This is a genomic window from Arenibacter arenosicollis, assembly GCF_014397245.1.
Classification (GTDB): domain Bacteria; phylum Bacteroidota; class Bacteroidia; order Flavobacteriales; family Flavobacteriaceae; genus Arenibacter; species Arenibacter arenosicollis.
Window position 1 is genome coordinate 107,524 of sequence record NZ_JACLHY010000015.1, and the last position, 10,105, is coordinate 117,628.

Annotated in this window: 9 protein-coding genes; 1 reads left to right on the plus strand and 8 read right to left on the minus strand. The window is 40.2% G+C overall.

Features of this window, described 5'->3' with window-relative positions; all coding sequences use genetic code 11:
• Positions 1 to 29: 29 nt before the first annotated feature.
• The gene (kynU, locus tag H4O18_RS14645) at positions 30 to 1,301 is read right to left on the minus strand and encodes a kynureninase (RefSeq protein ID WP_187585856.1); all 1,272 of its coding nucleotides are present in this window, start codon (positions 1,299 to 1,301) and stop codon (positions 30 to 32) included.
• A 66-nt stretch (positions 1,302 to 1,367) separates the two neighbouring features.
• Positions 1,368 to 1,832 carry a GNAT family N-acetyltransferase gene (locus H4O18_RS14650; protein ID WP_187585859.1) on the minus strand — a complete coding sequence of 155 codons (465 nt, stop codon included), beginning with the start codon at positions 1,830 to 1,832 and terminating at the stop codon, positions 1,368 to 1,370.
• 41 nt (positions 1,833 to 1,873) lie between these two features.
• On the opposite strand from H4O18_RS14650, the gene H4O18_RS14655 reads away from it, so the two are divergent.
• Positions 1,874 to 2,515, plus strand: coding sequence for an O-methyltransferase (locus tag H4O18_RS14655; protein ID WP_187585861.1), 642 nt, complete (start codon positions 1,874 to 1,876; stop codon positions 2,513 to 2,515).
• A gap of 599 nt (positions 2,516 to 3,114) precedes the next feature.
• Here the strand turns inward: H4O18_RS14655 and H4O18_RS14660 are convergent.
• The 6 genes from H4O18_RS14660 to H4O18_RS14685 form a co-directional block, all read right to left on the minus strand.
• Complete coding sequence (locus H4O18_RS14660) at positions 3,115 to 3,669, minus strand: phosphatase PAP2 family protein (RefSeq protein ID WP_187585863.1); 555 nt, start codon at positions 3,667 to 3,669, stop codon at positions 3,115 to 3,117.
• 1 nt (position 3,670) lies between these two features.
• A complete protein-coding gene (locus tag H4O18_RS14665; protein ID WP_187585865.1) occupies positions 3,671 to 3,952 on the minus strand; it encodes a Sec-independent protein translocase subunit TatA/TatB in 282 nt (93 codons plus the stop codon).
• Positions 3,953 to 4,263: 311 nt separating this feature from the next.
• Positions 4,264 to 6,573 (minus strand): M1 family metallopeptidase, encoded by a 2,310-nt coding sequence (locus H4O18_RS14670; RefSeq protein WP_187585866.1) that lies wholly within the window; start codon positions 6,571 to 6,573, stop codon positions 4,264 to 4,266.
• 59 nt (positions 6,574 to 6,632) lie between these two features.
• On the minus strand, positions 6,633 to 7,142 hold the full coding sequence (locus H4O18_RS14675; RefSeq protein WP_187585868.1) for a DUF6702 family protein: 510 nt from the start codon (positions 7,140 to 7,142) through the stop codon (positions 6,633 to 6,635).
• A gap of 287 nt (positions 7,143 to 7,429) precedes the next feature.
• A complete protein-coding gene (locus H4O18_RS14680; RefSeq protein ID WP_343065466.1) occupies positions 7,430 to 8,233 on the minus strand; it encodes a carboxypeptidase-like regulatory domain-containing protein in 804 nt (267 codons plus the stop codon).
• A 470-nt stretch (positions 8,234 to 8,703) separates the two neighbouring features.
• Entirely contained in the window at positions 8,704 to 9,465 is a 762-nt protein-coding gene (locus H4O18_RS14685; RefSeq protein ID WP_187585870.1) for a carboxypeptidase-like regulatory domain-containing protein, read from the minus strand.
• Positions 9,466 to 10,105 lie beyond the last annotated feature (640 nt).

Here is a 10,105-nt window from a genome sequence, read left to right on the forward strand (position 1 = left end):
AATAGTTTGGCAGTTAGAGAGCAATAAACCTAGCCTTTGGACTGAATTCCAGATTTTAAAACTTGTCCAAAATTGTACATATCAGCAAAGGAACAATAAAAAGGTGCCGGTGCCAAGCGTATTACATTGGGCTCCCTCCAATCCGTTATTACCCCGTTTTCCATTAAATAATTGAACAGATCCTTACCATGCCCATGTAAAAAAACAGAGAGCTGACAGCCACGATCTTCAGGTGTGATAATTTCAAACGACCCGTCGGTCTCCTTATCTATCTCCTGGAGAATAAACTCCAAATAGGACACTATGAGTTTCCTTTTTGCAATAAGTGCCTCCATACCCACCTCATCGAACATTTCCAAAGAAGCCAAATATGGGGCCAGTGAGAGCACAGGAGGATTACTTACCTGCCAGGCATCGGCATTTGCCATGGGCTCGAACTCTGGCTTCATTAAAAATCTAGTCTCTTTCTTTGTTCCCCACCAGCCTTCAAAGCGGGGAATATCGCTCCTATTAAGATACTGCTCGTGCACAAAAATACCTGATGCATTCCCGGGACCACTATTCATATATTTATAACTGCACCAAGCGGCAAAGTCTACCCCCCAGTCATGCAATTTTAAGGCAACATTGCCCACCCCGTGAGCTAAATCCCAACCTACGAAAGCACCTTGTTCCTTGGCCGATTTTGTAATGGACTCCATATCAAAAACCTGACCGTTGTAGTAATTTACACCACCTATGAGGACTAGTGCAAGTTCATCGCCGACCTCATTAATTATATCAAGGACATCTTGGGTATGCCAAAAATCCTCACCTGGCCTTTTCTTTACTTCTACAATGGCCTTATCAGGATCTAAACCATGAAACTTAACCTGACTCTTCAACATATATTGATCGGAGGGGAATGCCTTTTCCTCACAAATAATTTTAAATCTTTTCTCGTTAGGCCTGTAAAAAGAGACCATGAGCATATGAAGATTTACGGTTAAGGTATTCATCACCGACACTTCTTCGGGCTTTGCACCAACTACTTTTGCCAATGGCGCAGCCAAGCGTTCGTGATAATCCCACCACGACTTTTCAGCATGGAAATGCCCCTCTACTGCCAAGTTTTTCCAGTCGTTCATAACATCATTCACAAACTTTTGGGTGCGTTTGGGTTCTAGCCCTAAGGAATTTCCGGTGAAATAAATAACATCCTTGCCCTTCACTTTTGGAAAATGGAATTCGTCACGGTATTTCCTCAGGGGATCTACTGCATCCAATTGCTGGGCAAACTCTAACGAATTTTGAAATTCCATATCCTAATTTTTATGCTAAAATACAACTTACCGATAGAAGGCAAATAGGTCAATTCTATAATTTCATCAATCCACATTTATCCTCATTTCCAAAATATGCTTTTTAAATCCCACTTTCTCATAGGCCCTTATGGCGGGCAGGTTGTTATTGTAGACCGTAAGTCTTACCTCGTGTATACCCCTGGATTTGGACCATTGGACCAAGGCATCTACAATTGCCTTATTAACGCCCTTACCTCGGTGGTCCCGATCGGTATACATAAACCCAAGATAAGTATATTTTTTATGATCCAAATAGGGCTTTGCATCCCTTATCAAGGCATAGCCGGAACCAATTATATTTTGATCCACCTCAGCAACCATAACTGCAGCCTCATCGGATAGGACCAATTGCCTAAGGTCATAATAACTGATCGGATCCTCATCCAATGTTTCATCAAAAGGCCTTTCGGCACTTATAATTTCCTGTTCAAAGGTCAACAGAGTTTTTAAATCGGCCAAAGTGGCCATTCTTACCGCAAATTGTTGCATGATTACTATATTTGAAGGCCTAAATATACAAAGTATAGCCCATGCATTTTTTATCCACTATTTTGGAACAATATATTGCCGACCATTCGCAATCGGAATCTAAATTACTTGAAAGACTTACACGGGAGACCCACCTAAAGGTAATTCAGCCAAGAATGATTACCGGACATTTTCAAGGCCGTGTATTAAGCCTTCTGTCCAAAATAATTAATCCCAAAAATATTTTGGAAATAGGCACCTATACCGGTTACTCTGCCCTATGCCTAGCCGAAGGCTTGCAAAAAGAGGGAACATTGCACACCATAGACATCAACGAAGAACTACATGCCATGCAAAGGAGATATTTTGACGAAAGTGGCTTTGGAAATCAAATTGTACAGCATACCGGTGATGCATTGGATATAATACCTCAACTTGATGTTGTGTTCGATATGGTTTTTATCGATGCCGAAAAAGTGAGTTACTACCACTATTTTGAAGCCGCCTTAAAAAAATGTCGTTCCGGAAGTGTTATTTTATCGGATAACGTGCTTTGGTCCGGTAAGGTGGTGGAGCCTTTGGACCCTAAGGACAAGGCAACAAAAATTTTACTGGATTACAACAAAAAATTAAAGGAAGACCATAGGGTAGAAACCGTACTTATGCCCATAAGGGACGGACTAACACTTAGTAGGGTGATATGATCTGATTATTTGAATACTTTACAATCCTTTAGTGCGGTAAAGTATTCATGACTATGGAGTCACTTCGACAGAGTCCAATTTCCAACGGCTCGGGCTTTCAATCCCTTCCGTCTCCTACGCCTAAAGCGAAGGGTCCACCTTGTCCTCCCGCGGAAAACTCGGGACAGGCTTAACCAAGGGAAGGAGCTTTTTTTATTCTGCCATCGGTTGAAGATCTACCACTAGAAAATGGCAGCCAAGTAATTTGTATATTCCTTTATAGACATTGCTTAGTCGTCAAAATTACTGATAACATGATTATTTCAAGTCATCCCAATTTTTGCATTTTGAAAAAATGTTACCTCCCGAAATGACTACCACAGTCACTTCGACAGAGTCCCTTTTCGGGACGACGAGAAGTCGCACAAGTTTAATTTTGGACAGCCACTAAATCAGTCTGTATTGTTAGCCGTTAGCCCAATAGTTGATTGCTCAATTCAAGTTCAGTATGAGCTACTTGTGTGATTTCTCCCTAAGGTCGAAATGACCACCACATTCATTTCAACGGAATCCAACTTCCAATTAGGAAAACCAAAATCGATTATAAATAAACAAGAACTCTACTTTGTCATACCCACTTTATGGTACAATCTGTAAAAGAGGATGGCAAAAGAAATGCCCACCGCTGCACCTACCAACAAATCCAAAGGATAATGAACACCCACATAAATTCGGCTCATTGCAAATAAAAGTGGCCAAAGAAAAAAGACCCAAGTCCATTTGAATCTATCCCTAACAAAAAGAAAAATACTGGTAGTAATACTAAAGGAACTGGATGAATGTCCAGAAAAAAAACTATATCCGTTAGGACTTTTAAGAATACGGATCAAGGTATTAATTTCCTCTGTGTTATTGGGACGCAGACGCGCCACCCATTCTTTGGTGACCCCTGTAAGTGCAGCAACCAGTGCCAAGGTCAGCAACACAGTTCCCAACACCCGAAATGCCTCCTGTTTAGGATAAGCCCTAAAAATAAGCACTACAAATAAAATAAATAAGGGAATCCAAGTAGCAAAATTGGTGACATAAGACCAAAAGACATCATAATCTTCGATGCCCAAACTGTTCAAATAGATAAAGGTATCTCGATCCCAGTTCAGCAATAACTCCAGCATTTTATTTTCTTTTCACTACGCCGGTTACTTCGTCAACGTTCTTCTTAACTTTACTGATCTCGTTCTTTATATCGTCGGTAAAACTAGTATCTATACCTTGTTTTTCCGCACTTTTCTGAATCTCTTTCTTTATATCCTCCGTGGCATCCTTTAGTTGTCTCATGCCCTTACCCAATCCCTTGGCTATTCCAGGAATTTTATCCGCGCCAAAAACCATTACCACGATAAACATGATAAAAAAGATTTCCGCACCACTAATAAATAGAATTATCGTACTTAACATAAGACAAATATAATGAGAAGTTTGACAGCTGCATAAAAAAATAGGTTAACTTTTTTTAGGCCATAAGAACCCCATGAAACTGGGCTAATGCCCAACGTTTAAAACATTTATAATCACACCCATACCCCTTAATTCAGGGATAATCATTTGCTTCCAAATATTAAAACCTCAGAAAAATAACCAACAAAAATAAAGCCCCGACACCCGTTTGGCCATTTGGCAATCCGGAATCGGGGCTTTTTTATAAATTCAAGGAGCAGCATCAATAAGGATGCTAGCCCTAAATAAGATCACTCAAATTGCAAAAAATCTTATTTCCCGTTTATCTTCTCTTTAAAAAGTTCGAAGTCGGACTTAACCTCTTTCATAGGCCATGAATTATTGGTGGTATCTATATCCGCCGTTTCAGCTTTAGGATCTACTTCAACACCCACCAACTCCTTACCAGAGGCAATGACTCGTTTTACCTCCTTATCATTTTTTCTCCATATTTCCGGAGGATAGGTAATATTTTCCTTGGAACCATCCGCATAGGTATATTCCACGATCAAAGGCATAGGAATTCCGCCTGGCTTGTTAAAGGTAATCTCATAGAAATATTTTGGTTCTACCACAGCATTTCGCTCTGCGGCCGACATATTGTCCATCATAAACTCCTTTAAGCTTTTGGAATTTTCCGTAGGCGTTTTTCCTTTTAAGTTGGGTTCGTAATCTTCACTATCCTCTTCCGCCAAAAAGACCAAAGGTGGCAAATCCTCTTCTTTTATATTCCTTTCCGCCATTAACGCACGCATTTGCTTGGTAGGCTTATCCGAAACATAATATTTTTTAACACCCTTTACACCTATATCAACGTAATCTGTAGTATAGAACCAACTTCTCCAATACCAATCCAGGTCAACTGCAGAGGCATCCTCCATAGTCCTAAAGAAATCTTCTGGGGACGGATGTTTAAACATCCATCGTTGGGCATAGGTCTTAAATGCATGATCGAACAATTCCCTACCCATTACGGTCTCCCTAAGAATATTTAGGGCAGTTGCCGGTTTTCCATAGGCATTGTTACCTAATTGGTACACATTTTCCGGATTGGACATAATTGGTGCTATGGTACTTTGATCTCCGGACATATAGGGTATGATCTTGGTAGGCTCTCCTCTACCGGATGGGTATTTACTATTTGGAGCAATGGCCTCGGGATAAGCTACCCCAAATTCCTGTTCGGCCATATACTGCATAAAAGTATCCAAACCTTCATCCATCCAACCCCATTGGCGTTCATCGGAATTTACGATCATGGGGAAAAAGTTATGTCCCACCTCATGGATAATTACAGAAATCATCCCGTATTTTACCCTATCCGAATAAGTGCCATCCTCGTTGGGTCTTCCATAATTCCAACAAATCATAGGATATTCCATTCCCTGATTTTTAGCATGTACCGATATTGCTTTGGGATAAGGATAATCAAAAGTATGGGCAGAATAGGACCTTAAGGTATGCGCTACGGCCTTGGTAGAATACTCCTCCCATAACGGATTCCCTTCCTTGGGATACATAGAAATGGCCATTACATCCCTGTTTCCTATTTTCACGGCCTGCATGTCATAAATGAACTTACGGGATGTTGCAAAACCAAAATCCCTCACATTTTCTGCTTTCAGCTTCCACGTTTTCTTCTTTTCAGAAAATCCCTTTTCGGCCTCTTCGGCTTCGGCCTGACTAACTATGATTACTGGTTTGTCATAAGATTTCTTTGCCTTTTCATATCGTTTTATCATTTCCTTGGAAAATACCTCCTTCATATTCTGAAGCTCTCCGGTACCATCCAAAATATGATCTGCAGGAACAGTAATATTAACCTCGTAATTGCCAAACGGAAGGGCAAATTCTCCACTGCCCCAGAACTGATGGTTCTGCCATCCTTCTATATCGCTATAGACGGCCATTCTAGGAAAAAATTGAGCTATAACATAAGCCCTATTCCCATCCTTTGGAAAATACTCGTATCCCGATCGGGCCCTATTTACGGTATGATCTGGAATATTGTACCACCATTTTATAGAAAACGAAACCTGTCCCTTACTTTTTAAAACTTCGGGGAGATCTATCCGCATCATGGTCTGGTTAATGGTATATGGCAAGGCTTTACCATTGGAATCCCGGACATATTCTATATTGAATCCACCATCGAATGTCGGGGTCATATATTTTTTTGCAAATCCGGCAACCGGCTCCGCCAAGGCTACTCCCTCACTATCACGCAAGGGCGATTTGGAGCTTTTGGAACGTACGTTCTGATCCAACTGTACCCATAAAAATGTAAGGTCATCCGGTGAATTATTGGTATAGGTTATGGTCTCTGAACCATAAATTTTTGCATTTTTATCATCGAGCTCAATATCCATTTTATAATCTGCCTGTTGCTGATAATAATCCGGGCCCGGTGCCCCAGAAGCCGACCTATAGGTGTTTGGGGTAGCAAATTCTTCATAAAGTTGCTTGAATTTACTTTGATTAAGGTGGCCTTGCTCCCTTTCCACTTTTACTTCATCCTGGGCAACAGCAAGAGCCGCAAACAGGAACAATACCGAAGCAAAAACATGTTTCATTTTACTCATATTTGAAATTGATTTTTTTAGCGCGGGAATTTAACAATTATATGACAGATTGTTATTAATTACTTTAAGTTTAACATACCTTTATTATTCTCCCGGATTAGTACGAAACTCTTTTTCTGTCCATTAAGTTTAAAATGGACCACATTTTTCTGTTCCTCGAACATATCCATTAATACTTCGTTCTGCACGGAAATAGTAGTAATGGAGTTGATATCAATTTTGGGAACTTCCAGGAAACTGACCATTATATCATTTTCGTATTTTTTACCCAAAAAGTTATAAGCCACATTCTTCCCGTTGATCTCAATGGCAAACTTGGCCTTTACATATTTTTCTATATACTCATTGGCCGCGGAAGACTCGTCCTTGGTGGCCAGATTACCCTTTAGACCATAACGTTCCAACAGCAATTTATCCATATCATCTATAAATATCCTGGTGGTAATCTGCAGTGCCTTGTCTTTATCCGAGTATTCAATACTGGTTACACTTAGGTAAAATTTATGTGCTACCGTAAACGCTAACAGCGGCAACAACAGTATTAAAAAGGTCTTTTTTAGATAGTGCATATTATTTTTATCACATTTTATTGAACAATCATTGTGCCGTTTTTTTTTTTGACCGTTCGGTCATAATTTTAGTTTTACATTATAAAGTGGTCAACCTATATCAGGGACGTACACAACTGCTTACTGCTTACTGACCACTGTTCACTACTTTGCACCTTGAACTTTGAACCTTGAACTTTCAACTGTTCACTGTTTACTGTTTACTGAAAGCTGCTCACTGAAAACTGTTCACTACCAACTGCCCACTCTTCATTGTTAATTGTTAACTGTTAATTGATCATTGTCCCTCACTCCATCCCATTATTCTTCCTGTAAACAAAGCTTTTCTGTTTAATAAAATCCCATATAGCGAATAGATCCTGGCTATCTATAATAGCATTAAAATTGGCATCGACTTCGCAGTAATACAAGAAATCGTCTATTTTTTCCATCGGAATTTTGAGTTGCAACACAAACAAGCTATCGGCAAATTCGGTTCTTAATTGCTGTGATTTATTGTAATTTACATCTCGTGCCACACGTTTTTTCAACATTTTGGTGCGACCAGATATAGCATTGATTATGGGATTGAACGGAATACTGGTGAGCATACCTATGGACAAGGGACCCATGGAGGCTTCCCTCAGCAACCTTTCACTCTGCATCAAGGGCTTAACATGGGCATTGGGCAGACCCAAACTTGTGGCGGAAATAACAGGATCTATATCCATATTTCGCATGTCCCTACCCAATTCTCCGGTTAGGTTATAGGGCATTACTATAACTTCATCCAAAGCAATATTGGATTCCTCCAACGGAATGGATAAAAACTTACTATCAAGGATACCGGCATTAACCACAATTTCCTTGCGTTTATATTGTACTGCAGAAAAAACAAGGGTATCGTTTAGGCGTACTGCAATGGAGAAAAATCCGTTAATATCGGTGATCGCGGCTTTTTTTGTAGTGGTATTTAGTACGTGTGTCGCCGCCACATCCCCGTCCTCACTATAGACCTTTCCTTCCAATGTTTTGGAAAAATCCTGTGCCATTAAACCTTGGGCAAATACACCAAACAAGATGAAAACCAAATATATTGGGATATTACGCACTACGTTCTATATTATTGAAGATTATTGTTCAACCCAGGTCGCTATTGAACTATTTTGGACGTTGAACACTAGATATTAGACGTTATATATTAGATGTTGGATTCTAGACACTAGACATTCAACTTTGAACTGAAAACTGTTTACTACCTTTAAAAGTTCTCGATACAAAATGCCTACTGGCATTTCACTCGAACTGACGCACGACCGGACAAATAAGTATTGAACCATGAACATTCAACCTTCAACCGATTACCGTCAACTGTTCACTGTTTACTGTTCACTGACGACTGACCCCTGCCCACTATTCAATGCCATTAAGAGTTCTCGATACAAAATGCCCAACGGCATTTCACTCGAACTGACGCACGACCGGACAAATAAGTATTGAACTTTGAACATTCAACTTTCAACCGAATACTGTCAACTGTTCACTGTTCACTGTTTACTGTTCACTGACGACTGACCCCTGCTCACTGTTTCCCCTCTTCCAATAGTTCCAAATAGGACCTGCTATGGGTTACCAAAAAATCGATCAGCTGAAATTCATTACGCTTTTGCAACAAAGACCTTTCTGGTAATTGGGTATCACAGTACAGCAAAAAATCGTCTATTTTATCCTGTGGCAGTTTAAGGTCCAATACAAAAAACTCATCGTCATATACTTGCCTTAGCACCTCACTTACCCTTAAAGGCTCGCGCTCTACCTCGGTATTATCCCCTTTTGCCGCCAACATCAGTGCCTTAAAAATATTCACGAAATTAAGTCCGTCCTTCATTCCCTTGTCGGCATTGGACATGGCAATATTTTCCACCTCCGTTAAACGGTCTGTTTCATAATCATATTCCCGTGCCAGGAATTCCTTGTTTTGGGCTTGAAGAAATTTCTCCTGATTTTCCGGTGTTACCACCACCTCGTCCAGCTCGGTCACCTTTTCATTCACCTCTACCACCAATCTGTTATTATCCAAAATATCTTGGGTAATCTTAACCACCATCAACTGATAGTTTATAGCCGTAAATACCAGTTCGTCACCTTCCTTCACCAAAATCCCAAATTCACCTTTATCATTGGTAATCGTAGCCCTTTCAGTGGTAACATTAATAACATTCTCATTAGGAACGTTCACATTTCTATAAAGTACTTGTCCTCTTAAATATTGTCTGTCATCATCCTGTGAATATGAAAATGTTACACATAAAAGGAAAAGAAATAGGAGAATTCTATTTTGCATTTTTTTATTTAAAATTAGATAAATTAAGCATCAAATGTCCTATTTTTCTTAAAGAAATAAACTAAAAACGCCTTTTTATCCAATAACGGCATAAAGAAAATGTAAGTTAAGATCATAAAAAAGACATAGACCTTTAAACTTTTGTTAATTTGTAGCCTTTCCCCTCACAAGGGTTGGGGTATGGAACCAGAGACCCCGCCATATTGGAGGGGGATGGCTCCACCATCGTATTTCAATGCGCAAAATGCTTTTGAAATCCGGTCAGAAGATCAATCCACCGGTCCTAGAAACCGGATACAACATTGGACCACGCCAAATGGCGCGGTTAGTTCGACCATCGTATTTCAATGCGCAAAATGCTTTTGAAATCCGGTCAGAAAATCAAAACCCCGGCCCAAAAAACCGGATACAACATTGGACCACGCCAAATGGCGTGGTTAGTTCGACCATCGTATTTCAATGCGCAAAATGCTTTTGAAATCCGGGTCAGTAGATCATACCACCGGCCCAAGGAACCGGATACAACATTGGACCACGCCAAATGGCGTGGTTAGTTCGACCATCGTATTTCAATGCGCAAAATGCTTTTGAAATCCGGGTCAGTAGATCATACCACCGGCCCAAGGAACCGGATACAACA